Raw genomic sequence first — 24,153 nt, 5'->3', positions numbered from 1 at the left:
TTTATATACCTCTATTCAAATCGTACTCTTCAAGGTAATCTGCCACTTTTCTGACAAACATACCACCTAGTGCACCATCCACTACTCTATGATCGTAGCTGTGTGAAAGGAACATCTTACTTCTAATACCAATCATATCTCCTTCAGGTGTTTCTACTACCGATGGTTTTTTCTGGATCGCTCCAAGAGCCATAATAGCGACCTGTGGTTGCATGATGATTGGTGTTCCCATCACATTGCCAAATGATCCCACGTTAGACACGGTATACGTACCACCTTGTAATTCATCCGGCTTAAGTTTGTTTTCTCTTGCTCGTTTTGCAAGATCATTTACTTTTTTGGTAATACCCACCAAGCTTAACTGATCTGCGTTATGGAGGACAGGCACGATCAGGTTTCCGGTAGGTAGAGCGGTAGCCATACCAATGTTTATGGCTCTTTTCTTCACAATGTTGTTGCCATCAACCTGGACATTGATCATTGGGAAGTCTTTAATCGCTCTCACGATTGCTTCAATAAGTATAGGAGTAAACGTTAGTTTTTCACCTTCTCTACTCAGGAATTCATTTTTCACTTTATTTCTCCAGGCCACCACTTTGGTTACATCTGCTTCTACAAATGACGTAACATGTGGAGAAATGTGTTTGGATGCCACCATTCGTTCGGCGATCATCTTACGCATTCTATCCATCTCGATGATTTCATCACCACCATCTACTGCAACAGGCATAGGCTGATGAGAGGCGGATTGCATAGTTGGAGCTGCTGCTGGAGTAGAAGTGACTGGTGCACCTGATTTTCTTGTTTTTACGAAGTTAAGGATGTCGTTTTTAGTGACTCTTCCTTCCTTTCCAGATCCGTTGATGGACTCAAGTTCAGCAACCGATATCCCTTCTTCTTTGGCAATGCTTCTAACGAGCGGAGAAAAGAACTTACCAGAATCCGAAGTTCGGGGTACAGCAGTGCCATTACTTGCAGATGCGGTACTTATGGCCGTTTCGACGATTGCTTCAGCTTGTGCCACTGGGCTAGCTTCTTCTTTTGGTGTTTCAGTAGGGGCTGGGGTTGATCCTCCTACGTCTCCTTCAGTTTCGATCACTGCAATTGGCTTACCTACTTCGATCACATCACCTTCTTGAGCCAATACCTCTTTCAGTACTCCGGCATGTGTTGCAGGAATTTCGGTATCAACCTTGTCTGTAGCTACTTCCAGGATTGATTCATCTTCTTCTATGGTGTCGCCTACGTTCTTTAACCATGATAGCACGGTTCCCTCCATCACACTTTCGCCCATTTTAGGCATTACCATTTCTACAGTTGCCATATTATATTTTGTTTTAGGTTGTTTATTTCGTTCTCAAAGATAATAATTTTGTTAATCCTTATCTAAGTTTATTCTAATCATGTTTAAAGCAGCAACAACACTATAGGCTATATTGATGTTTCTGTCTCTTACAAACTGAAATTTCTTAGCTACGGTTTTCTTTTCATCCGAATATCCAATCCATACAGTGCCAACTGGTTTTTCTTTTGATCCCCCGCCAGGTCCAGCTACTCCACTTATTCCAACACCAACATCTGCTTTAAATACTTCACGGATATTTTTTGCCAAAGCTAAAACAACTGGTTCACTGACAGCCCCATGTTCCTCCATGATTTTGTTATCAACCTTAAGTTGCTCATTTTTCAATTGATTGGAATATGGTACCAGAGCTCCGCTATACCATTCCGAGCTCCCGGCAACAGAGGTAATCTTATGGGATAAAAATCCACCAGTACAGCTTTCAGCAATTGCTAACTTCAAGTTTCGGGTTTTTAGCATTCTGCCTATTGCTTCTTCGATTTCTTCATCATCAAAACCATAAACGTATTTGTTTATTAGAGGAAGTACTTCATCAATCTTATTCTGAACCTCTTTTTTAGTTTGCTCACTTTCACCGGAGGTGGTTAGCCTTAATTTCACACTTCCCATCGTTGGTAAATACGCCAATTTGATGTGTGGTGGAAGACTCTTTTCCCAATCTTTAATTATTTCAGCTAAAGCAGATTCCCCAATGCCAATGGTTCGTATCATCCGATGATAGATGCTATCTTTTATAAACATGGAAGAAAGTTTTGGGAGCACCGTTTCTTCCATCATTTTTCTCATCTCATAGGGTACACCCGGCATAGAGACGATTACTTTACCATTTCTTTCAAACCACATTCCGGGAGCCGTACCCATATTGTTAGCTACGGGTGTGCAATTGGCGGGCATATCTGCTTGCTGTTCATGTACTTCCGACATTTCACGTCCTGCTTTCTTGAATAATCGCCGAATGTTTTCGAGCATTTCTTCATTTCGCTCAAGCTGAGTACCGAAATATTCAACCAGACAAGGTTTGGTAAGATCATCACTGGTTGGCCCCAGACCGCCTGTCAGAAGTACAACATCTGCCTGATCTTCTGATTCCTTCAGGTAATACAATATGTCTTCTCGAGTATCGGCTATGGTTAGTTTTTTCGAAACACGGATGCCCAGACTGTCTAACGCTCCAGCTATCCAATGTGAATTGGTGTCTAATGTTTGTCCATAAAGAATTTCATCTCCAATAGAGATCAGAATAGCTTTTGCAGGCATAGATTTTCAGAAATAACAGTGAATAATATTTGCTACTTTTATAAAGCCTCAAAAATACCATTTAGCTATGAAGTCGAGCATTAAAATTGTATCTATTGCATTTCTTTTGTTTGGGTGTACAGCTCAGCAGATTCAGTCCATTACCGATGCAATCGGTTACGAAGAAGGATTGACTAGCGAGCAAGTGGCGAGTGGGCTCAAAGAAGCGCTGATTCAGGGGATCAGTACGGGCACACAGAAGGTTGGTAAAGTGGATGGATATTTCAAAAATCCGAGCATTAAAATTCCATTTCCACCGGATGTTCAAAAAGTAGAAAATACACTAAGAGACATTGGTTTGGGTAGTCAGGTAGATCGGTTTGTTAAAACACTCAATCGTGGAGCAGAAGAAGCTGCTAAGGAAGCAAAGCCTGTATTTGTCAGTGCCATTAGACAAATGACCATTAACGATGCATGGACCATCTTAAAAGGAGATAATAAAGAGGCAGCAACAGATTATTTAAAGCGTACGACAAGTGATGAGTTAAGATCACGATTTGGTCCAATCGTGAAACGTGCCCTGGAAGAAACCAACGCAACAAAATATTATTCAGAAATAATCACGAGGTACAATAAAATCCCACTAGTAGAGACTGTAAATCCTGATCTGGAAACATATGCGATAGAAAAAGCGATGGAAGGCTTGTTTTTTATGGTCGCTAAAGAAGAGAAAAATATACGGGCCAATCCGGCATCAAGAACAACTGATCTTCTAAAAAGAGTCTTTAAAGAACAAGATTAATTATTTTCGCACAAACTCACTTATCATGCTCACGGAATTGCAAATCAACAAGTTAGAACGGTTTTTCTATGTTCTTGATTATGACCGCAATGGAATAATTAACAAAGATGACTTTGTCGGTATTGCAGAAAATCTCTGCATTCTATGGAGAATCAAAGAAGGAGATCCTAAATATGAGGTGATTCAAAAACGATTTGAAGATGGCTGGAATCATTTTAATCTTTTCGTAAACAACAATGATGGAAAAGCAAATTGGGATCATTGGATGCAATTTGCAGAGCAGGTGATTATAAATGGTGATGAGGAAATATTTAGTCATTATGTAGATGAATTTGTAGGAGAAATCTTTGACAATTTCGATACTGACAATGACGGTTATATCAATTTAGATGAATACATTGACCTACTCGTTGGCTACAGAATTGAGGTTCGTTTTGCTGCAAAATCCTTCAGAAAATTAGACCGTAATAACGATGACCTCATTAGCAGAGGTGAATTGATCCGTGCCGTAAAGGAATTTTTCAGAAGTAACAATCCCGATGATCCGGGAAATTGGTTATTTGGAAGAGGCGTTCTTACGGACTAATGGTAAATGCTCTTTTTTAATCTTCACTTTCACCTTGCCTTTAGTCATTAGCTCCCTCAGCAATCGTTCTAATGGAAATATCATAAATGCAATGGATGCATCCAGTAAGAAATCTACCACTGGTGTGCTTTTGAAGCTAAAGAGAGAACCAATAGCACTTTGTAAGAATTCAATGATCAATACTAGTGTAAGTAAGGTGAGCCCACTACGGAGGAGTCGATTCTTAGAGCTGTCCTGATTGAGCTTGGTGGAGAAAAACACCAACCCGCCAAAAAACATTATTTGGATGGCATAAAACCATGGGGTTTGCCAATAGGGTGGTTCCACATTGAAAGCAAGAACTTCCCCTTCTTCCATTCGACCAAATGCATCTCGTGCTCTTACTCTTAGCTTATAATTTCCCTCTGGAAGGAAACTAAAATCGATTGATTTACTCTTTGTCCATTCTGACCAATCACTATGCAACCCCTCTAATCTATATTGAAATTCAGGATTCAGTAATCCTAGAAAGTCTGGCTTGGATAATTCTATACTTAGAAAGTTTTCATCATAGTTTAAGGTGAACTTTTTAGTTTGGTCGATCTCTCCATTTTCATTTGAAACTTTCTTCAAAAAGAAATTGAAACTCTCCAAACCACCTCTTTTGGATGGGTCGTACTTTAAGAGTTCATTGTTCTCTGTGATTAACCATAATTTATTTGACGATTGATCGATAGTAATGGATCTCAGATCAGCGAAAAGACCCAAATATTCAAGTTTTTCAATGCGCCCATTTTCTTTTATATGATTCCAAACTTTACCATTGAAAACCCAAATACTTCTTTCAACAGGATCATACAAATGATGGATCGGAGAACCAAGGGATGCTTTCATTGCTAAATCTTCCATCACCTGATTGCTATTGGAATCATAGAAGAAGTATCCCAAAGAATTGACAAAATAAAGTGTGTCATTCCTGTCAATTATATTCACCTCATCTAGAAAAATGTTATTCAGTGCCAGTTGATCCGTAATGGTAAACGTAGAATCAGTGGCTTCTGAGCGATAAATAGCTGAGGTTCCTGCCATCCACATTTCATTATTATCGCCCTTTTGCATACTTACGATGATGTCGTTAATCGTTTGGCTAACCTGCTCAACCCATACTTCACTAATAAGCTTAAAAATCTTTAATTCCAGATCTGCAGTGCTAATCACTAATTGATCTGAATTATTCACAAGAAAGGATCGTACATTTTCAGTAATAATGATTTGAGCCCCCTCTTTGGTGACTTCATATATTCCGGAAGTACTGATGCCAAGAAGCTTATCTTTGAATGGAAAGATGGATAAAAATTTTCCATTAGCTCCATCTACCTTCTTGAATGAATAATTGATGTCAACCGGGATCTTCCTGACCCTCCTGATATATTTCGTATTCTTATCAAGCTTGCCTTTTACCTTATCAACCTTTGATTCATCATCGAATAGATTAGCAATTGAACTAAAAAGGCCATTTTTCTTTTTTTCTGTGGTTTCCTTAGCTCTATTCTTTTTACCAAACAGACGTTTTAATATCGGTTTTTCCTCCTCTTCCTTTGTTTGAGTCTGTGTTTTTTTGGTGTTGGATTTCTTTGTAGTTCGTTGCACTTCATAGTACACCTTGTTTTCAAAAATTGTATCACGGTCGAAGTAGAACAGTCCCAAACTTGTGGTCACCCACAGCTCATCTTGATGATTTAAAACGCTGGTAAGATTACCGTTGATTCCCTGAAAGTGTGAATAACTGTAAGCAGGAAAAAGTGGTGCAATGTGCGTTATTCCAAACTGATGTGCCGCCCAAATGCCGTCTGAATTATCCGTATGAATGGTGAAGACCTCATTGTCAGGTAGTCCTGCATGATAATCTGTGACTTCCACGTATTTTGGATCGTTTTTATTGAATAGAACTAACCCATTTTCAAATGTTGAACAAACAAACAATGAATCATTGACCCATTGGATCTCTTTAACTTCAAATCCAAGTTTATCTATGTATTCATTCTGTGCAAGTGATTTAAATTCAAAACTCTCATATTCAAATAGTTCGTTATCAAAATTGACAATAAGCTCTGACTGCCCCTTTCTTTTGCATGAGTATGCAACCTTTTGTAAAGGTGAAATTAAAGTCAGTGAATCCTGAATTAAGTATGTTTCATCATTTGCAGTGTTTACAAATACTTGCGCATCCAATTCATAAATATTGATATAGTCGCCATTGTGGTGTTTTACCTCTTTCGTTTCGATATCATAGATGATTAAGTTGTTACTTCCCATGAAATAGACCTTATTCATGAAGAAATGAGTCTCTAGAAACAGGTCGCTTAGGGAATCATTTTCGAAGATGGGTTGATATTGGATGCTTCTATTGTGAAAATCAATCATACCAACTGAGCCTATGCAACCGACATAGACAACATCAGCAGAATCCACAGCAATGGATAGGGCAGAGGAAGGAGTTTCATAAAAATCCCAGGCTTCTCCATCGTATTTTAAAACCCCAGAACGATTAGCGATACAAAGCCTTCCGTGGTTGTCACTTATGATTTCAAAGTTGGAATTATCTATATTAGAATGACGGGGAAAATGGTGAGTTAGTAGAAAATCACCTTTTTGTCCAAAGAGGGAGTATAGGCTAAGACAAAATAGAACCAGCATTAAGTGTCTCATTACCCGAAATTAATGGATGTCAATTGAAAAATATCATAAACCATATTATCAAATCAATAGCAGGATTCGTACTCCTCTTTAATATCCTCGCATTACTATGGGTTTTATTATATATGGTTATTCCAGTACCTGTAACTAAGCTAATGCTTATTGAAGGTCAGGATAAGGAGATCAAATATGAATGGAAGAGTATTGAGGAAATTTCAGGGAAGCTTCAGTTGGCCGTCATGTGTGCTGAAGATCAATATTTTTTGTTACATGAGGGGCTTGATTTCAGATCGATAAGAGAAGCTGAGGAGGCTAATAGGAGAGGAGCGAATGTGAGAGGTGCAAGCACCATAACTCAACAGGTAGCTAAGAATGTATTTCTTTGGCCAGATCGGACATATGCACGCAAGGCCGCTGAACTTTACTTCTCTTTACTAATTGAGATGGTATGGAGCAAAGAACGAATCATGGAAGTTTACCTCAACGTGGCAGAATTTGGCAATGGTATTTTTGGAGCGGAGGCAGCCTCTCAAGCTTATTTTAAAAAGCCAGCGATAGATCTCACCACAACGCAAGCAGCACGTCTTGCAGCGATTTTGCCGAGCCCAAAACGGTACTCAGCTACAGCACCAGGGCCATACGTTCAGCGTCGTGTAGATTGGATCACAACCCAAATGAAATATTGGGGTTATGAAATGACCTATGATCCGGAATTTGTTAAGAAAATGGTACTTTGATCATTTATCTGAGAAGTAACTGATGGATGGTAGATTTCCCATCATAATATACTTTAATCAAATACATTCCCTTTTCTAATGATGAAATATCAATTTTTGCGTTCGAGATTTGAAGCCTTGAAACAATCTTTCCATCCATTTGTATTACCTCGACAAGACTGATTTCACTTGCAGTAAAATTCACAATTCCGGTTGATGGGTTTGGATAGATCAAAAGTTGATTGTCATCAGCGATTAACAAAGGAGGAGTCAAATCTAAATTAAGTGTATCTGAAGCGTTGCAACCTTCTGTAGTTGTTACGTTAACTACAATTAAATAGGGTTGGTTATCCAAAAAAAGCGTTGGCTGAGCGGATACTTCAGTAAGTACACCGTCAACAAACCACTTACTTGATGCAAGCGTGAATGAAGTTTCTATCATAAAGCTAACAGCTTGTTTTGGTCCAACAGGATTAGCTATATAATTGATTTCAACCTCGGGTATTTGATTTGTGATGTTCACTTCAATTGGGATACTAGGTAGACCATCATCCAATCCTACTACGTAGACTTTTTCATATGCATTGGTTTTAAGTCGGGTACCCTTCTTGATGGGCTGAGTAAGCTCAGGATCTTCATAAAAACCAAAGTAGGAACCATTTGATGGCTGAATCAAAACAGAATCTCCATCACAGGAAAATAGGTCTCCTTGAATGGGTGTAAGAGAACTACTTACTGAAACCTGCTTAGACAGAATTTTCGTGCAATTGTCAGAGGATGTAATACTGAGGTTGACACTAATGGTGCCTTCAGCCAGTACATTAACAGATTCATCAGTTCCTAAATCATTGCCATTCACAGTCCACTGAATATTGGAACCATCCGCTATGTTCTCTGAGATTAGCAACATACGGAATTCAGCAGAAGAAGTGTCCGGCATTACATTGATTGAGCCCGCTACCTCCAAAACATCTATTAAAAGGGGTGTTTTATCACTTTCAAATGAATTGTATGTACCCGAAACGTAAAAGATGGTGTCACTCGTTATATTTTGCATTTGAACACTGGCACCACTAAGAGTTGGAGTTGTTTGATCCTCAGTTAAGTACACATGAACCTTTTCAGCAGTTGGATCGGTTATCGTGACATCTGATCCTTCACAAACAATCCTATCATCAATGGTGGGAGGAGCAGGTCTATTGGCAACAACTAGCGTCTTGGTAATCGAATCATTGCATCCTTCTTCGTTTTCTACAGTTAATTGAATGTTGTAATTCCCAGGTTCTGAAAATGAGAGTGCAGGATTTTGTATGGTTGCGGAAGTTCCTTGACCAAAATCCCAATTCCATGATATGGCTCCTTGACTAAGATCATTAAATGAAACAACATTAGTTGTTGGATTATCCAAATACAAAGTGTCTGTTGACAATTCAAAATCTGCAAAGTCTGTAAATATGCTTAGTCTTATTTCAAAAACTTCGGATGGATAATTACCATCAATATTCCTAGCATAAAAAATTGTATCATTTTGAAGATTACTTATAACCAAAACAGAATCCGTAGCAATCTTTGTTGAGGCTAATGGATCACTATAGAAATGGAAGTACGCGCCATTTGAGGGATCGATCGTATATGAACCATCACATGTAAAAAATCTCTCCAGCACTTGAGGTTTTGTTAGGAAATCATTTAACTGAGAACTGGCTAGAGCAATTACAGAATCGAGCAACTCCTTTGACTCTGCAATCGCATAGATTACATCTACATATTCGAAATTTGCTGAATCTATTTGACTTATTGTTATCCCACTCAGAGTAGCCACATGATTACCTGAACCTTCACTGCCTGCTGTTGCAAGCTGTTGATTTATTAAATAATGATACTTGATGCTATCTGTTAAAACGTCATTAATATCGGCAGAATTTCCATTCAGATTATCCATATCTAAAGCACTGAATTCAGTCAAGCCATTCCCTAAAACTTGAACACCTGCAAACAAATCCTGATTAAGATTTCTGGCATATGCATAATTCTTAATGGTATCAAATGCAGCATAATTGGTAGAAGCATCTATCAGATCCCAGTCGGCAAAGAGACCGATTGATAGATTATTTATGGCAGTGTCAGTATGGTTTATGATCCGATACCTGGTTACAAGGTAATCAGCTCCATTCCATGTCAAGTTTGATTGCTCAACTTTAATGGGTTGAGAAGGATCGGAAAATTCCGAATAGCTGAAATGATCTGCCCCCGGATGGTGGCGCCATTTATGATTTTCATCTACCGAAAAATCTTCCTCTCTGGATTTAATGATATAATTAGAGATGATATTATCAGAAACATGATCACCGTCAGTGGCTAACATTAATCCAACATAATTCATCAACGTGTCAGAGAGGTATTGTAAGCCTGAACCTTGATTTGGTTCATATTCATTGTACCCAAGATTTCCATTACCACTTATGGTCATTGATACTTTATCATTCCCAAAGTCTGTATAATCGGGCTCAGTTACTAATTCCAGAAATTGAAAATCATTATAGGTGCCTTCTGAATAATCTAATCTTATGTTGACTTTGGAGTCAGGAGATATATTTTGATCCAGCACAATTTCAAAAGATAGTGAGGCTGTATCCATTGTGCTTAGGAAGCCAATTGGCTCAGGAGTGTCTGTTATTGTAAAATCATTTTCAGGGGATGAAACGGTGATTTGAGGATTGTTAGAAGCACCCAAATAATTAATGACTTGTGAAGTGATTTGAACTGTGTCTCCAAAAAATATCAAATCTCCCCAAGTCGAAGAAAAATTGGTATTCCTGGCTCTTACAGATTTTACATTGCTTTCAGTTACTGCCTGCAGGATATTGAGTCTTCCTTTACCTAGCTTCCCTTCAAATGAACCATTGATACCAATATCATAAATATCATCTGTTGTCGCTCTTATTCTTTCCATGATCTGAATCGCTGAGAGCTCCGGATATTGATCCTTAACTAAAGCTGAACCTGCTGCAACAAGCGGTGATGCATATGATGTCCCGGGACCACCATCTGCATATCCATTGCTTGCTACTGTGCTGAACATATCAACTCCTGGTGCGACAAGATCTACCGAATAATTAAAGGTAGATCCTGACCATTTGGAGTCACTAGCATCAGTTGCTGCTACGGATAAAACATTTTCGTAGCTCGCAGGATACCACTTATTCTCTTCTGTTTCTTGACCACCTTCATTACCAGCAGCGGCAACAACGATTATGTTTTTCTCCAAGACAGCATAATTGATAATGTCCTGTTCTGACTCTAAAGGTTCACCCATTCTTCCCCATGATAAGTTGACCACATCAATCCCATTATCTGCCGCGTAAATGATTGCTTCATACAATCCATTGCTGGTATTATTAGAGCTTCTAAATCCTTTCAAGGCAGCTATTTTGGTATTGTATCCTACGCCTGCAATTCCTTTATCATTATTAGCTCTTGCTCCCGCAAGGCCACCTACAATCATGCCATGATTCCCATTCTGAATCGTTGGATCTGAATCTTCATCGGCGAAATCATATCCAAAATAATCATCGATGTATCCATTGTTGTCATTGTCTATTCCATCAATGGTATCATTTTCATTTAGCCATAGATTGGCTATAATATCTTCATGATCTAAATCAAGACCTGAGTCAATGATTCCTATCGTGATATCATCGTCTCCTGTCGTAATACCCCAAGCTTCAAATGCCTTGATATTGTCCAGGTAATACTGGTTGCCTAATAACGGATCAGAAGGGTTTGCTAATAATTGATAGGAGATAATAGGGTCGGCATATTGATAGTCACCAGTTAGTCGCAACTCATTGCAAAAAGTCACTGGATCCTTTCCCCTTGGAACTCTCAATTTGATGATTTCCGGAGAATCAGAATTTGTTCTGCCTAAGATCTTATGATCAGAGAATGGGAAATCTGTAACTGAAGGTTTTAGTTTAACATATATCCATTCCGTATCAATGGAATGATCTTCAAATTGTGCTTCTTTCAGCAATCGGGTTTGTGAAAAACTCAATTGAACGAAACTCAGAACAAAAACTATTAAACTTAAAAACCTCACCAATCTATGTCACTCTTAATTTCCGTATCGCTTTTGCTGCAGCCCTTGGCCAAAATCTCTTAAGGTAAATACCCAATTTCTCTTTTGCACCTCCTATGTATGCTTCATTTTTATTAGCCTGTATGGCTTTGATGATTAAACGAGCACATTTTTCTGGAGACATTCCTTTTTCCTGTCCTGGATCCATCTTGTTTTGCTGGCTTCCATCACCAACCAGTGCATTGTAAGAAATGTTTGTCTTTATATACCCGGGAAGAACAATTGTAACCTTTATATTGTCATTATGATGCTCTGCACGAAGTACATCGTAGAATCCGTGAAGTGCATGTTTAGAAGCTCCGTATCCTGATCTGAAGGGTGTGTTGATTATCCCAACTGTTGACGTAACAATTACGTGATGCCCCTTTTTTCGCTCCACCATTCTAGGTAAAAGCATTTTGGATAAGGTAATGGAACCAAAGTAATTGATTTCCATCAACTTCCGATCTACATCCAGTGTTGTGTTTAAAATGGTATCTCGTTGGCTGATGCCCCCATTATTGATTAGGATATCTACATCACCAAAAATTGTATTTGACTCTTTTGCTCGTTGCTTTAAAGAGAACGGGTCCTCCAAATCCAGGGTAAGAATTTCGACAGTATCAGACGTACATGCTGCTTTTACCCGTTCTAATTCTTCTTTACGTCTGGCAGAAATAATCAGTTTAGCGCCTTTTTCAGCTAATTGATATGCCAATTGTTCACCAATCCCCGAACTGGCTCCAGTAAGCCAAACTACACTATTCTTGATTTTGGTCATTCTTCTGTTTATTGTTCTCTACAAATACGTAAATACTATAAACACCGACTGCAGTACCAAATGGAAAACTGAAAATAGAAACGCATCCTGCGATGAGTGCAATGACAACACCCCAGCTTTTCTTCTGAAGTAAGCCAATCCCAGCAATAATTGATGGCAGTGCTGAAAATATCAGTAGAAGAATGAATACGGTTCTGATGATAGAGCTAACCATAAGAAGTATCTCATCAGCATCGTTTCCTACATCTTTGGCTATTTCATCTGCAATGAATGGGAAAAGTATGGAAATAAAGCTTCCTATAAATATGAAGGTGATTGAAATAAGGGACCCGTATACAATGTGTATAATCCCTAACGTTTTTTTGTGTGATTGAATATCCATGGTTTGTGAATTATTTCTTTGAATATACAACGAAATCAAATGAATATTTGTGTCGATCATCTTTTGGATGATGCTCACGTGACTCCTCTTTCCATATTGATTTATCAAAATCAGGGAAAGTCACCTGACCATCAAATTCACCATTTATTTCGGTTAGGTATATGCGATCGGCAATTTCAAGACCCATTCGGTAGATTTCTCCACCTCCTATGATGAATGCTTCAGGTTCATTGTTGCTTCTTGCAATTTCTAGTGCATCATCTAGAGAAGGTACAACTTGAGCGCCTTCCGGCTGATAATTTTCCTGACGCGTAATGACGACATTGGGCCTACCTGGAAGGGGTTGAAAAGAGTGAGGTAAGGACTCCCAGTTTTTTCTACCCATAATTACATGGTGACCTTTCGTTGTATTCTTAAAAAATTTGAAATCATCTGGCAAATGCCAGGGGATGTCGTTATCCTTTCCAATCACACGGTTGCTGCCCATGGCAGCTATCATTGATATTGTCATTTTAATTCTGGTTTTGGAATTGATATCCTCTTAAAAAATCAGTGACATTCATGCGTCGCTTACCTTCCATCTGCAGATCCATGATATTCAAAGTTCCGTCCTTTGTGTTCACTCGGAGGTAATTTTTACTGTCAGAGTATAGTTCCCCAATTGATTTATTGGTTCCTTCATTTGCTTTTTCAACCTCAAAAACTTTCAGTGTTTTCCCATGAAGTTTTGTCCAGGCTGCAGGATAAGGGGAAAGTCCCCTTATAAAATCATTGATCTCTTTTGATGTCTTTTGCCAATCTATCTCACAATCTTCTTTAAAAATCTTAGGTGCATGTTTGATTTCCTGATTGTTGTCCTGAGGTTGGCTAGGATAATCACCAACTTCAATCGCCAATACAGTTTTTAAAACCAAGTCAGCACCTTTGTTCATCAGTCGTTCATAAAGGTTACCAACATTGTCACTTGGCTTAATAAGCTCTGGCTCCTGAAAAATGATTTCTCCTGTATCTATTTCATGCTTTAAGAAGAAGGTAGTCACACCTGTTTCAGTTTCTCCATTTATTATGGCCCAATTGATCGGAGCTGCTCCTCTATATTGAGGTAGGAGTGAAGCGTGTAAATTGAATGTGCCCATTGGCGGCATATCCCATACTGCTACAGGAAGCATCCTGAATGCCACAACAATTTGAAGATCTGCGTTATAGCTCTTGAGTTCCTCTAAAAATTGTGGTGATTTTAAGTTAGCAGGTTGCAGAATGGGAAGACCAGCCTCTAATGCATAAGTTTTTACTGCCGACATACCTAATTTCTTACCTCTTCCCTGAGGTTTGTCAGGCGCTGTTATTACGGCAACTACATTCACCTGATTTTGTACCAGTTTCTTCAAACTTGCCGCAGCAAAATCAGGTGTGCCTAGAAATATGATTCGGAGTTTCTTGCTCATAGAAGCGCAAAGAAACCAAACGTTTGGCTAATCAATAAGTGATCGTAGGGTAAGTGATACAGTTTTTTCTGTCCCACCCTGGTTTATCACTAATTCTACAGTCTCACCTTCTTCTTTTAGAAGCTTTTTTACTTCAGAAAGATTGGCCTCCATCATGGTTTTTCCATTGATTTTAACCAATTCATCATTCACATTGATTCCTGCTTCTGAAGCAGGACTATCTTCAAATACCTGATGAATTAATACCTTCTTTTTATCTTTTGAAAGTTGTACATCAATACCGCTGCAGTTTACCTTGAAATTGGCATCATAGGTATGGTCTTTTTCCAGGTAAAGCATTTTGGTACCATAGTCAATGGTCATGTTGTACATTCTCAAAATTTGAGAGCCAATAATCCCTGAAACTTTTCTATCTGCTTGAATACCTGTCGAGGCTGTACTAATGCCTATTGGCAAATCTTCAATCGTTTGATTACCAAAACTGAATGATTGAACATGTCCTTCATAATGCAGTGTTTCTTCATCAGATAAGCCTTTAACTAAGTAAGAATAATGCTTGCCTGTTTTGTGAATCACATCCCATTGTTCAGAATAAGGTGAGTTAAAATCCAGGGTTGTTCCTGCTCCAGTCATCACAAAAAATGTTCCTTCATGCGGTTCACCATTATTGAGAACGACAGTTCCTTTTATCACTGGGATTGAAACGTTCATAGTAAAAGGGATTGCATCACCTCTTTTTGGTGATTTGCTATGATCATAGATATTCATCGTTTTCGTGTCGAAGTTGATGTAGACCGAATGATGTCTCAATAAATCGTAACCAATGATTCCATCTAAATCCATACCCAGACTTATTTCCAGATGATCCAAATCTGTTGAATAAACCTTGGTATTCTTCTCCATTAAGAAATGATTTATGGCAATGGAATTATGTTTGATCAAGTGCCATGCCGATGATGCTTGATTCATTTCTATATCTTTTCCTTCCAGGCCTAGTTCCTTTTCAACATCCGTATCTATTACTGTATATCCAGAACCTGTATCAAAAATGAAATCCAATGGTTCTGAGTCGTCCACACTCACCTTAATGATGATGTGATCGCCAAAGAGTTCAAATGGAATGGTGGTTATAGGTGCTTGGGCATTGACACCAATGACAAAAAGTAGCAGTAGTAAATAGGTTATTTTTTTCATGATATTGGTAATTTGGAATGACAGGATGAAGTTAAAGACTTTAGTTTAAATACATTGTAAAAATACCTGCATTAAATATCATTACTAAAAGAATCGGACAGTTGGTTGAACAATTCTTAGTGTCAGCATGTTTTCCCACCATAATTTGAATCAACATGAGCAAAAGAGTTTGGCTGATTACAGGATGTTCTACAGGCTTTGGTAGAGAGCTGATTAAGATAGTGGCTGGAAATGGAGAGATCGCAATAGGAACGGTCCGAAAGAAAGAACAAATCGAAGAACTGGAAGCCATCAACCCTGGCTTGGTAAAAGGAGTAATTCTGGATGTGCAAAAACAGGAAACGATTAACCAAACCGCTCAAATCATTGAAAAGGAATATGGTCGGTTAGATGTGCTGGTGAATAATGCCGGCTATGGTACTCTGGGGCCAATCGAAGAGACTTCAGAAGAAGAGATTCAACGTCAATTTGATGTGAATGTGTTCGGCTGTGTGCGCATGATGAAGCTAGCCTTACCGTTTATGAGAAAGCAAAGAAGTGGTAACATTTTGAACATCACTTCAATCGCTGGACTCAATGGATTTCCAGGAGTTGGGATATACAATGGTAGCAAATTTGCATTAGAAGGGATAGGAGAAGCCTTGGCGGCTGAAACCAGACATATAGGAATCAAGGTAACCAATATTGAGCCTGGGCCTTTTAGAACTGATTGGGCTGGAAGATCAGCCACTTACAATGAGTCATCCATTGATGAGTATAATGAGACAGCCAATAAGAATATGGAAAGTATCCGTGAAGTGAGTGGTAATCAAATAGGTGATCCGGTACGTGCAGCAGAAGCTATGTTTCAAATAACAACTCTTGATAGCCCTCCAGTGCATCTTCCGTTAGGCGGACCGGCATACAAACGAGTAGGAATTCGTCTTCAAGAATTTAAAGAAGAGATTGACAAATTCGAATACTTAGGAAAACCTACCGACTACACGGAAGAGGAATTGAAAAAAATGGACTAGTTCTGGCAACAGCAAAGACCGCCGATATTACACCTCAAATGGTGAATAAAATTGTCGATGTATTGAGGTCGGTTTTCGTCCTTTAAAGTGATCGCATGCCATGTTCTATGAATGCCTCTTTTGGTCACGGGAATTAATGCCAATTTATTATCCTTAAGATATGGCTCCACGATCCATTTCGCCATCACATTGACTCCCATTCCCGCTTTTACTAATTCCACAACAGCTTCTGTTACCTGGACCTGCATCACTTTTTTCGGACTAATTCCTTCTGGAATAAGGACCTGTGTAAATAGTGAAACAGATTCCAGAGGATATGAATGTATAATAACAGTCTGATCTTCAAAGTCTTCTGCCTGAACATATGACTTTTTAGCCCATGGATGACCAACAGGTACTAAAGCAAAGACTTCATCTCTAAACAGCTCATGATAGTCAATATTTTGACGATCTGAGTGCTCATAAATGATGGCTAAATCAATTTCGCCATCTAAAACTCTGCTTTCAACATCTGAATCGTTGCTATGAAATATCTCTATTTCAACGTTTGGAAACTCTCTATTAAAATCCGTCATAAGTGAGGGAAGCCAGTGGTAACAAGTGTAGCACTGTGTGGCTAATCTCAATGTGCCGCTGGTGCCGGACACATATTTCTTGATGGAACGTTCAGTTTTTTCAAGGTCGCTTAATATGCGTTCAGCAGATTCTAAAACCATCTTGCCCGCATTGGTCAAGATCAGCTGCTTGTTTACCCGATGAAAAAGCTGAGTACCCAATTGATTTTCAATTTCCTTGAGCTGGTGGCTTAGGGCTGATTGAGAGAGGAATAAGGCATCCTTAGCCTTGGTCAGACTTTTCGTTTCTGCTACCTCACGGATCAATTTAAGATGCCTGATCTCCATATTCAATATTAGTAAAATTAATTGTTATGATAAAATCAATTCATCCAATTAATAGTTCATTCGAATTTAATTCACGTTCAATTTGGAGTATCAAATGGATGAATCATGAAAATCAAGAACTTATATCTCCTTATACTGTTAGCAATTTGCTGGGGACCATCGTTTTTATTCATAAAAATTGCAGTGGCTGAAATTGCTCCATTAATGCTAGCCACTTTGAGGATAGGTATTGGAGCATTGATTTTAAATGTGCTGTTACTCTTTACTGGGTCCCGACTTGGTCTATCTCTTGAATTCTGGAAGAATGTATTCATCGCAGGTTTTTTCGCTCAAGGCCTTCCGTTCATTCTCATTAACTGGGGAGAGCAATATGTAGATAGTTCATTAGCCTCTGTTTTAAATGGGTTAGTGCCCATTTTCACTATACTTCTGGCACATCTAATGACGACCGATGAAAGGTTAAGTGTCAACAAAATCAAGGGTGTGATGATGGGGTTTGTAGGATTGGTGATTTTAGTTTTACCAAGCCTGTATGATGGGGTTGATGGTAGTTTAGCTGGGATCGTATCCATCACCATTGCATCAGTTAGTTATGCGATAGGGATCGTTTACATTCGAAAATACTTGGTAGACATCCCATCTTTTCAGGCACCTGCTGCTCAACTTTTATCTGTTACAATCTATTTGGTTCCACTCACCTTATTCGTTTATCAAGAGTTTGACTTTCAGTCAATTAGTGCTATTGCTTGGGGGTCAACAATGATTTTAGGTGTAATTGGAACTGCAATCGCATTCGTGATCTATTTTAAGTTGATCGAGCAATCCAGTGCAGGTTATGCTTCATTGGTTACATACATCATGCCTCTCTTTGGCGTCCTTTTAGGTGTGATGATTTTAGATGAGTCACTAACTCTTTGGGTGATAGCTGGTGCGACATTCATTCTTTTTGGAATTAAGCTCACTCGAACTACAAAAAGATCAAAACCGAAACATTATAAGGTATCAATTGATCCGGCTCTTTATTCAAAATTCCGATGAAATGAAGTCTCTGTACACAAAATATTCAGTATCTCTTATTTTGATTTTATCGACGCTGATGGCTGCTTGCCAACTGTTGATCAAAGACACATTTGAAATTTCGAAAATCGAACTTCAAAATGCAAATGAGGTAGCCATTGCTCAGGTTTTAAATGTTTCTCCCAACAAGATTGAATTAAGAGGCGCTATCAATTCAAGGATTTTGAAGTACAATATTGACATGATTGACAATCAACTCATTCGTAATAATGTCAACATTCACTTTTCATTTAAATTAAAAGTGATACCTGAAGTAAGAACAATAGTAGAGGGGTCTCCATACAATGCTGGATTGCTGCATGTAAGGAACCTTATACCAATAAACAGATTCGCTGAAATTGGATTCTTACCATTTTTTGGTAGAAAGCAATCGCTCAATTGATTTTTGATCAAGTTTTAGTGATTCAAGAATCTGTCGTGCTTTTGCTTTATTCTTTTTCAATGCGCGTTTGAATGTTTCAAACTGGCCGGTCACTTTCAATCGTTCGATGATTGTCATACCGGCGTAATTGGATTGCATGGTGCTCATTACTTGTAGTTATTTAAGCTTTTGTTTCATTTTGATAACTCATCTGAAAGCCAATTTTATTTCCAGCTCCCAGCGATTGCGTTTTTTCCATTTTCTCACGAACAGTAATGTTTCTTATTTGAGGAAATGGTGGTGCCATTAAATCATTTTCAGCAGCCTGTGTAATGATTAATTGAATCATTACATCCAGGTCTACTTTCTCCAGAGGTTTAGACGAAATAGATTCGAACATAAAACCTACTTGTCTGTCTCCTTCAACGATAAAATAATTCTCATAGTTGATTAAAAGCCTGGCTAATAGATAACCAGGATCATTCAATCGATTAAACTCGAAAGAGTCGGCCATGAAATTATATACATTTATTTGACCCAGGTATTTGCGAAGTGGTTGCTCCGCCACGTAATCAGATTTGTAAAATTCATAATCTGCCGGTAAAGTGATGATATTGGTGTGCAGAACAAACACCAAAAGATCGCCCGCTATGCGCACTGTGAATTCCTGATCATTGATGAATTCAACACCTAAGAAGATGTCTTTATCTCTTTCAGATGTTTTAGACTTAAGCTCTTCAATTAGCAAAACTGACTGCTCCTTTAGGTGCTTAAAAGCAGTGCATACATTGCGATATGCCTGCTGTTTAATGCCTGATTTAGTGAGGAGTATCTGAGCAATATTCTCCTTAGGGTCTTGACTCATATTCATGTATATAAATGATTGTAATGCTTGAATGTTTTAAGCACTTTGATGTAATGCGACTCTATTGCCTTCAGAATCTTCAAAATGTGCAACAAACCCATGTTCTCCGATACTCATTTTTTCGTTGATCACTTTACCACCTGCTGATGTAATCTTCGGCAATACATCGTTAATTTCTTTAACTGCGAAGTAGACCAAAGCTCCTTCATGGGATGGAATATAGGATTCCTGTTTTATCAAGGTTCCTGTTGCACCCTCTTGATCAGTTACAAATGGGAAAAATGACATGACTGATGTGCCCATAGCAAAGTCATCACCCATATCGACATCAAAAATTGATGAATAGAATTCTTTCGCTCGATTCATGTCATTGACGGGAAGTTCAAACCAATTTGCTCGCATGGTAGTGTTGTTTATGGTAATGGAATGTAAGTGTCATCGTCGGTAACTTTAGGAAACTCATGATTCTTCCATTTTTCCTTGGCTACCTCTAATTTTTGCTTGTCTGAAGATACGAAATTCCAGAAAATATGCCGTTCCTCTTCAAATGGTTCCCCTCCAAACAACAGAATAATGGAATCCTTTTTAACGGATAATTCACAAGCATTCTCTGTTTTTGAAATGAGCATATTCCCTTTATTCACTTCCTGATTACAAGCCGTAATTCCACCCTCTACAATGCAAAATCCAATTTCTCCGAAAAGTTGATCTTTGATTGTTAAGTTATAATCTTCAGTAGTTTTTATCTCGATCATAAAAAGATCTGAGTGTACAGGTAAGGGAGACTGCCTGTCAAATCCCTTGCCTGCCACCAGTTTGAAACTAGCCGGACCATCTGTCCACTGTGGAAGCTCTGATCCATCCACGTGATGGAATTCAGGATCCATGTCTTCTTTTTCTTTTGGAAGAGCCACCCAGATTTGATAACCATGCATGGTGAATGATTGACCATTTCTCATCTCTGAAGGAGTACGCTCGGTGTGTGTTACACCTTTGCCTGCAGTCATCCAGTTCACAGATCCAGGCTTGATGTGCTGATTGGTGCCTATGCTGTCCCGATGCTGGATTTCACCTTCGAATAAATAGGTGAGTGTAGAAAGACCAATGTGTGGATGCTGGTCGATATCCAGGTAGGTGCCAGGCTTAATGGTTGTAGGGCCCATGTGATCGATGAAAATAAATGGACCGACCATTCGCTTTTTACGAAAAGGAATTAGTCGACCAACCAAAAAATCACCGATATCTCGGCTTCTTTCTTCTATGATGAGGTCTGTGTTTGACATATTAAAATATTGACGATCCTGTCATGTCAGTTAAGTATTCTAGAGCCATCATTCCAGCCGTTGAATTTCCTTTTTCATTAAGCTTGGGACTCCATACAGCTACACTAAACATGTTAGGGTAAATGGCTACTATTCCGCCCCCAACACCACTTTTTCCCGGAAGACCCACCCTGAATGCAAATTCACCTGCTTCATCGTAGAAGCCACACGTTTGCATCAACGCATTGATCCGTTTGGTTCGTTTTACGCTGAAGATTTGTTCTCCCGTCTCTTGCAAACATCCGTGATTAGCATACACAAGGAAAGTATTTGCCAGCTCTTTACATGACATACTGATTGAACACGTATAAAAATAGAAGTCAAGCACTTCGTTTATATCATTTTTAATGTTTCCATAGGATTTCATCAAATTGATCATTGCAGCATTATTAAATCCCTCAGCCTTTTCAGACTCTGCAACTTTTTCATTGTAATGAATGTTCGGGTTTCGAGCGATTTTCCTTACAAATTCCAGGTATTCCTTTTTCGGATCTTTCAAGTTGGAAATGAGAACATCACAAATAACCAATGCTCCGGAATTTATGAGAGGATTACGTGGAATCCCATTTTCATATTCTAATTGAACCAAGGAATTAAAAGGGTCACCTGAAGGCTCTACATCCACCCTTTCCCATAGTTTCTCGTCCTCTTGCAGTAGTGCAAGTGATAATGACAGAACCTTTGATATACTTTGAATTGAAAATCTTTCTTCAGAATCTCCAAAACAGAATTCATCCCCAATTACACTACATAAGTGCATCCCGAACTTATCTGGTGAGATTTTGGCTAGCTCCGGAATGTAGGTAGCTACTTCACCTGGTAGCTGTTTGTAATCAACCTTGTTTTGAATTTGATTAAGTATGCCTTGATAATCCATTGACTATTGGTACAGTAAATACTGTTCTCTTTTCATTTTAAAATTTGATAATGCTGGCTCCCATGAGGATCGTATTTCATCTTCACTTAGTCCTTCTTCTATCTGTTTTTGGAGTGAATTAGTTCCAGCTAAACGTTTAAAATAATTATTAAAAAAATCATCTCTATTCATTTCTTTATAAGCCTGAATCAATGGCTGTAGGGTCAATCTATATTGTGGCTGACTCCCGGTCCATGACAGACCGTAGCAAACCACATCTTCATACGGCGGCCATTTGGCTCCTTCTTTTGAAATTGGTGTAAATGAATAGGTAGTGTCAGGATATTCTGGATGCCCTATTTGCTGAAATGCATAATCTGTTCCTCTGCCCACAGACATGATGGTTCCTTCAAATAAACATAAACTGGGGTAAAGAGAAATACTTAAGTCATCCGGTAGATTGGGTGATGGTTTAACTGGGAGTGAGTATGTCATTCCATGATCCCAGTTTTTCATCTTTATAACTTGCAACTCAGTCTGAATACCATTCGCTAACCAACCTTCTCCATTAATCATTTGAGCAAGTTCTCCTATGGTCATTCCATGCACAATGGGGATTGGATTTAAGCCAACGAAAGATCGTAAAGCAGTATCCAAAACAGGTCCATCTACATAGCTTCCGTTAGGGTTAGGCCTATCTAAAATGATGATTGGAATTCCACTTTCTGCGCATGCTTCCATTACAAATTGCATAGTGCTGGCATAGGTGTAGAAGCGAGCTCCAACGTCTTGAATGTCAAAAACCATAATTTCTATTCCACTCAGCTGCTCAGGGGTGGGCTTTTTGTTTTTGCCATAAAGTGATACCAACTCATAGGAGGATAATGAGCTGTCATATTCTATATTAACTCCATCACTGACAGTTCCTGTAAACCCATGTTCCGGAGTAAAAACTTTCTTTACAGAAATGCCAAGTGAAATAAGGCTATCAGTCAGATGAGTTTGTCCAATTAAGGAACTGTGATTTACGCTAAGTCCTACTTGCTTCCCTGTTAATAAGGGTAAGTATTCTTCTAATTGGTATGCTCCAAGAAGAATTTCGGTTGATCGTTCTTGTGCCTGATTGGTACAGCCAGCAATGACCATGAATAAAATAAAAATGAATCGGTACATATTAATTCACCAAGTTAGCTTGTTCTTACAGTATTGAAAACCCTATTTTGCAGGGCAGCAATGAATCTTCCTTTATTTATATCAAAACGTATTTCAAGAGAAGCATCGGATTCCTTCTCAAGTGTCATCAACCGGATTGCAGTTGTAAGCATCGGTGTTGGTTTGGCGGTTTTAATACTGGCATTTATGGTCCTTTTTGGATTTAAAAAGGAGATCAAGGATAAGATTTACAGTTTCAGTGGGCATTTGATCATTAGCAAATACACGCTTTCCACTTCATTCGAAGAAGGATCGATCACGATGGACGATTCTTTGATACAGCAGCTGAAGGATTATCCACTAACTGCACGTATACAGCCCTATGCAATGAAAGCGGCATTATTAAAGACTGATGAAGAGGTGCAGGGAGTAATTGTAAAGGGCGTGGATGAAAATTTTGATACGCTTGGGTTTAAAAAACACATGATCAAAGGCCGATTCCCAAACCTTGACTCGAAAACATATTCTACGGAAGTAGCTTTGAGTGCCCGAGTATCAAACTACCTGCAGCTAGATGTGGGTGATGAAGTTCTCATTTACTTCGTGCAAAACCCACCTCGATTCAGAAGGCTTCAGGTATCAGGTATTTACGAAACAGGGTTGGAGGAATTTGATGAAAAAATCATCATAGGTGATCTGGATTTGGTCAGAAGAATAAACAATTGGCCCAACTCATTAGTAGGAGGGATTGAGATTTTCATTTCTGATACTAATCAATTAGAAAAGGCAGAAGACGATTTGTTTTTTAGTTTGGATGCAGATTTATATGTAGATAAGGTAACTGATCGCTACATTCAAATTTTTGATTGGCTCAATCTATTAAATCGTAATGTGATCATATTGCTCGCAATAATTCTTTTCGTCTCAGGGACAAGTATCATTTCTATCTTACTTATCCTGATCATGGAACGCACACAGATGATTGGTGCATTAAAATCTTTAGGAGCCAGTAATAAGTTGATTCAGAGAATATTTATTTTTAATGGCATTCAGCTGATTGTGCGTGGCTTATTTTGGGGGAATGCTATCGGACTTTCATTAGGAATGGTCCAATATTATTTCAAAGTAATCCCCCTTGATCAGGTAAACTACTACATGCCTCATGTTCCAATTGAGATTGATGTGTTGACGATTGTTGGATTAAATCTCCTGGTCCTTACCTTAATAGGATTGACGCTGCTAATACCAGTCGCTATTATCTCACGAGTAAAACCCGTAAAAGCCATTCGATTTGACTAATCAGCAGT

General features: G+C 38.7%; 23 protein-coding genes. 7 read left to right on the top strand and 16 right to left on the bottom strand.

The features are described from left to right. Position 1 precedes the first annotated feature (1 nt). Together ACOMC3_RS10410 and ACOMC3_RS10405 are read right to left on the bottom strand one after the other, a co-directional pair. Positions 2-1,324, bottom strand: coding sequence for a dihydrolipoamide acetyltransferase family protein (locus tag ACOMC3_RS10410; protein WP_420315823.1), 1,323 nt, complete (start codon positions 1,322-1,324; stop codon positions 2-4). 51 nt (positions 1,325-1,375) lie between these two features. Continuing rightward, positions 1,376-2,620: a competence/damage-inducible protein A gene (locus tag ACOMC3_RS10405; protein ID WP_420315822.1), complete on the bottom strand. Its 1,245-nt coding sequence runs from the start codon at positions 2,618-2,620 to the stop codon at positions 1,376-1,378. A 67-nt stretch (positions 2,621-2,687) separates the two neighbouring features. On the opposite strand from ACOMC3_RS10405, the gene ACOMC3_RS10400 reads away from it, so the two are divergent. After that, the gene (locus ACOMC3_RS10400; protein ID WP_420315821.1) at positions 2,688-3,401 is read left to right on the top strand and encodes a DUF4197 domain-containing protein; all 714 of its coding nucleotides are present in this window, start codon (positions 2,688-2,690) and stop codon (positions 3,399-3,401) included. A gap of 25 nt (positions 3,402-3,426) precedes the next feature. Beyond that, entirely contained in the window at positions 3,427-3,987 is a 561-nt protein-coding gene (locus ACOMC3_RS10395; RefSeq protein ID WP_420315820.1) for an EF-hand domain-containing protein, read from the top strand. Here ACOMC3_RS10395 and ACOMC3_RS10390 read toward each other — a convergent pair. Then, positions 3,958-6,675 (bottom strand): triple tyrosine motif-containing protein, encoded by a 2,718-nt coding sequence (locus tag ACOMC3_RS10390; RefSeq protein WP_420315819.1) that lies wholly within the window; start codon positions 6,673-6,675, stop codon positions 3,958-3,960. The genes ACOMC3_RS10395 and ACOMC3_RS10390 overlap by 30 nt on opposite strands. Positions 6,676-6,698: 23 nt before the next feature. Here ACOMC3_RS10390 and mtgA point away from each other — a divergent pair, with 23 nt between their 5' ends. Then, on the top strand, positions 6,699-7,400 hold the full coding sequence (gene mtgA / locus ACOMC3_RS10385) for a monofunctional biosynthetic peptidoglycan transglycosylase (RefSeq protein WP_420315818.1): 702 nt from the start codon (positions 6,699-6,701) through the stop codon (positions 7,398-7,400). A gap of 4 nt (positions 7,401-7,404) precedes the next feature. On the opposite strand, the gene ACOMC3_RS10380 is transcribed toward mtgA, so the two are convergent. From ACOMC3_RS10380 to ACOMC3_RS10355, 6 genes are read right to left on the bottom strand one after another with little or no spacing between them, the layout of a single operon-like run. After that, positions 7,405-11,433 (bottom strand): S8 family serine peptidase, encoded by a 4,029-nt coding sequence (locus ACOMC3_RS10380; RefSeq protein WP_420315817.1) that lies wholly within the window; start codon positions 11,431-11,433, stop codon positions 7,405-7,407. A gap of 49 nt (positions 11,434-11,482) precedes the next feature. Continuing rightward, positions 11,483-12,277, bottom strand: a complete 795-nt coding sequence (locus ACOMC3_RS10375; protein WP_420315816.1) for an SDR family oxidoreductase — start codon at positions 12,275-12,277, stop codon at positions 11,483-11,485. Next, positions 12,258-12,659: a hypothetical protein gene (locus ACOMC3_RS10370; RefSeq protein ID WP_420315815.1), complete on the bottom strand. Its 402-nt coding sequence runs from the start codon at positions 12,657-12,659 to the stop codon at positions 12,258-12,260. Before ACOMC3_RS10370 ends, ACOMC3_RS10375 begins: the two co-directional genes overlap by 20 nt. Before the next feature lie 10 nt (positions 12,660-12,669). Beyond that, entirely contained in the window at positions 12,670-13,170 is a 501-nt protein-coding gene (locus ACOMC3_RS10365) for a dihydrofolate reductase (protein ID WP_420315814.1), read from the bottom strand. A gap of 1 nt (position 13,171) precedes the next feature. Continuing rightward, entirely contained in the window at positions 13,172-14,104 is a 933-nt protein-coding gene (gene fmt, locus ACOMC3_RS10360) for a methionyl-tRNA formyltransferase (protein WP_420315813.1), read from the bottom strand. A 27-nt stretch (positions 14,105-14,131) separates the two neighbouring features. After that, on the bottom strand, positions 14,132-15,298 hold the full coding sequence (locus ACOMC3_RS10355) for an aspartyl protease family protein (protein ID WP_420315812.1): 1,167 nt from the start codon (positions 15,296-15,298) through the stop codon (positions 14,132-14,134). Between the two features lie 155 nt (positions 15,299-15,453). Between ACOMC3_RS10355 and ACOMC3_RS10350 the strand changes: the two genes are divergently transcribed. Next, complete coding sequence (locus ACOMC3_RS10350) at positions 15,454-16,311, top strand: oxidoreductase (RefSeq protein ID WP_420315811.1); 858 nt, start codon at positions 15,454-15,456, stop codon at positions 16,309-16,311. Here the strand turns inward: ACOMC3_RS10350 and ACOMC3_RS10345 are convergent. Next, a complete protein-coding gene (locus tag ACOMC3_RS10345) occupies positions 16,308-17,213 on the bottom strand; it encodes a LysR family transcriptional regulator (RefSeq protein WP_420315810.1) in 906 nt (301 codons plus the stop codon). The genes ACOMC3_RS10350 and ACOMC3_RS10345 overlap by 4 nt on opposite strands. 105 nt (positions 17,214-17,318) lie before the next feature. On the opposite strand from ACOMC3_RS10345, the gene ACOMC3_RS10340 reads away from it, so the two are divergent. Both ACOMC3_RS10340 and ACOMC3_RS10335 read left to right on the top strand, forming a co-directional pair. Then, positions 17,319-18,251, top strand: coding sequence for a DMT family transporter (locus tag ACOMC3_RS10340; RefSeq protein WP_420315809.1), 933 nt, complete (start codon positions 17,319-17,321; stop codon positions 18,249-18,251). Between the two features lies 1 nt (position 18,252). Next, a complete protein-coding gene (locus tag ACOMC3_RS10335) occupies positions 18,253-18,672 on the top strand; it encodes a hypothetical protein (RefSeq protein WP_420315808.1) in 420 nt (139 codons plus the stop codon). Here the strand turns inward: ACOMC3_RS10335 and ACOMC3_RS10330 are convergent. Genes ACOMC3_RS10330 through ACOMC3_RS10305 form a run of 6 tightly spaced genes read right to left on the bottom strand, consistent with a single transcriptional unit; the run spans position 18,637 to position 22,867 of the window. After that, positions 18,637-18,819, bottom strand: a complete 183-nt coding sequence (locus tag ACOMC3_RS10330) for a hypothetical protein (protein ID WP_420315807.1) — start codon at positions 18,817-18,819, stop codon at positions 18,637-18,639. The genes ACOMC3_RS10335 and ACOMC3_RS10330 overlap by 36 nt on opposite strands. 13 nt (positions 18,820-18,832) lie before the next feature. Beyond that, entirely contained in the window at positions 18,833-19,516 is a 684-nt protein-coding gene (locus ACOMC3_RS10325; protein ID WP_420315806.1) for a hypothetical protein, read from the bottom strand. Positions 19,517-19,552: 36 nt separating this feature from the next. Next, positions 19,553-19,918 carry a VOC family protein gene (locus ACOMC3_RS10320; protein WP_420315805.1) on the bottom strand — a complete coding sequence of 122 codons (366 nt, stop codon included), beginning with the start codon at positions 19,916-19,918 and terminating at the stop codon, positions 19,553-19,555. A gap of 11 nt (positions 19,919-19,929) precedes the next feature. Next, positions 19,930-20,799: a pirin family protein gene (locus tag ACOMC3_RS10315; protein WP_420315804.1), complete on the bottom strand. Its 870-nt coding sequence runs from the start codon at positions 20,797-20,799 to the stop codon at positions 19,930-19,932. A gap of 1 nt (position 20,800) precedes the next feature. Then, positions 20,801-21,715 carry a glutaminase gene (locus ACOMC3_RS10310; RefSeq protein WP_420315803.1) on the bottom strand — a complete coding sequence of 305 codons (915 nt, stop codon included), beginning with the start codon at positions 21,713-21,715 and terminating at the stop codon, positions 20,801-20,803. Between the two features lie 3 nt (positions 21,716-21,718). Next, positions 21,719-22,867, bottom strand: coding sequence for an exo-beta-N-acetylmuramidase NamZ domain-containing protein (locus tag ACOMC3_RS10305; RefSeq protein ID WP_420315802.1), 1,149 nt, complete (start codon positions 22,865-22,867; stop codon positions 21,719-21,721). 60 nt (positions 22,868-22,927) lie between these two features. Between ACOMC3_RS10305 and ACOMC3_RS10300 the strand changes: the two genes are divergently transcribed. Next, positions 22,928-24,145 carry an ABC transporter permease gene (locus ACOMC3_RS10300; protein WP_420315801.1) on the top strand — a complete coding sequence of 406 codons (1,218 nt, stop codon included), beginning with the start codon at positions 22,928-22,930 and terminating at the stop codon, positions 24,143-24,145. Positions 24,146-24,153 lie beyond the last annotated feature (8 nt).

It is taken from the genome of Ekhidna sp. (assembly GCF_965212185.1).
Taxonomy (GTDB): domain Bacteria; phylum Bacteroidota; class Bacteroidia; order Cytophagales; family Cyclobacteriaceae; genus Ekhidna.
The sequence above is the reverse complement of the archived record's forward strand: the minus strand, read 5'-3'. Positions and strand labels throughout refer to the sequence as shown.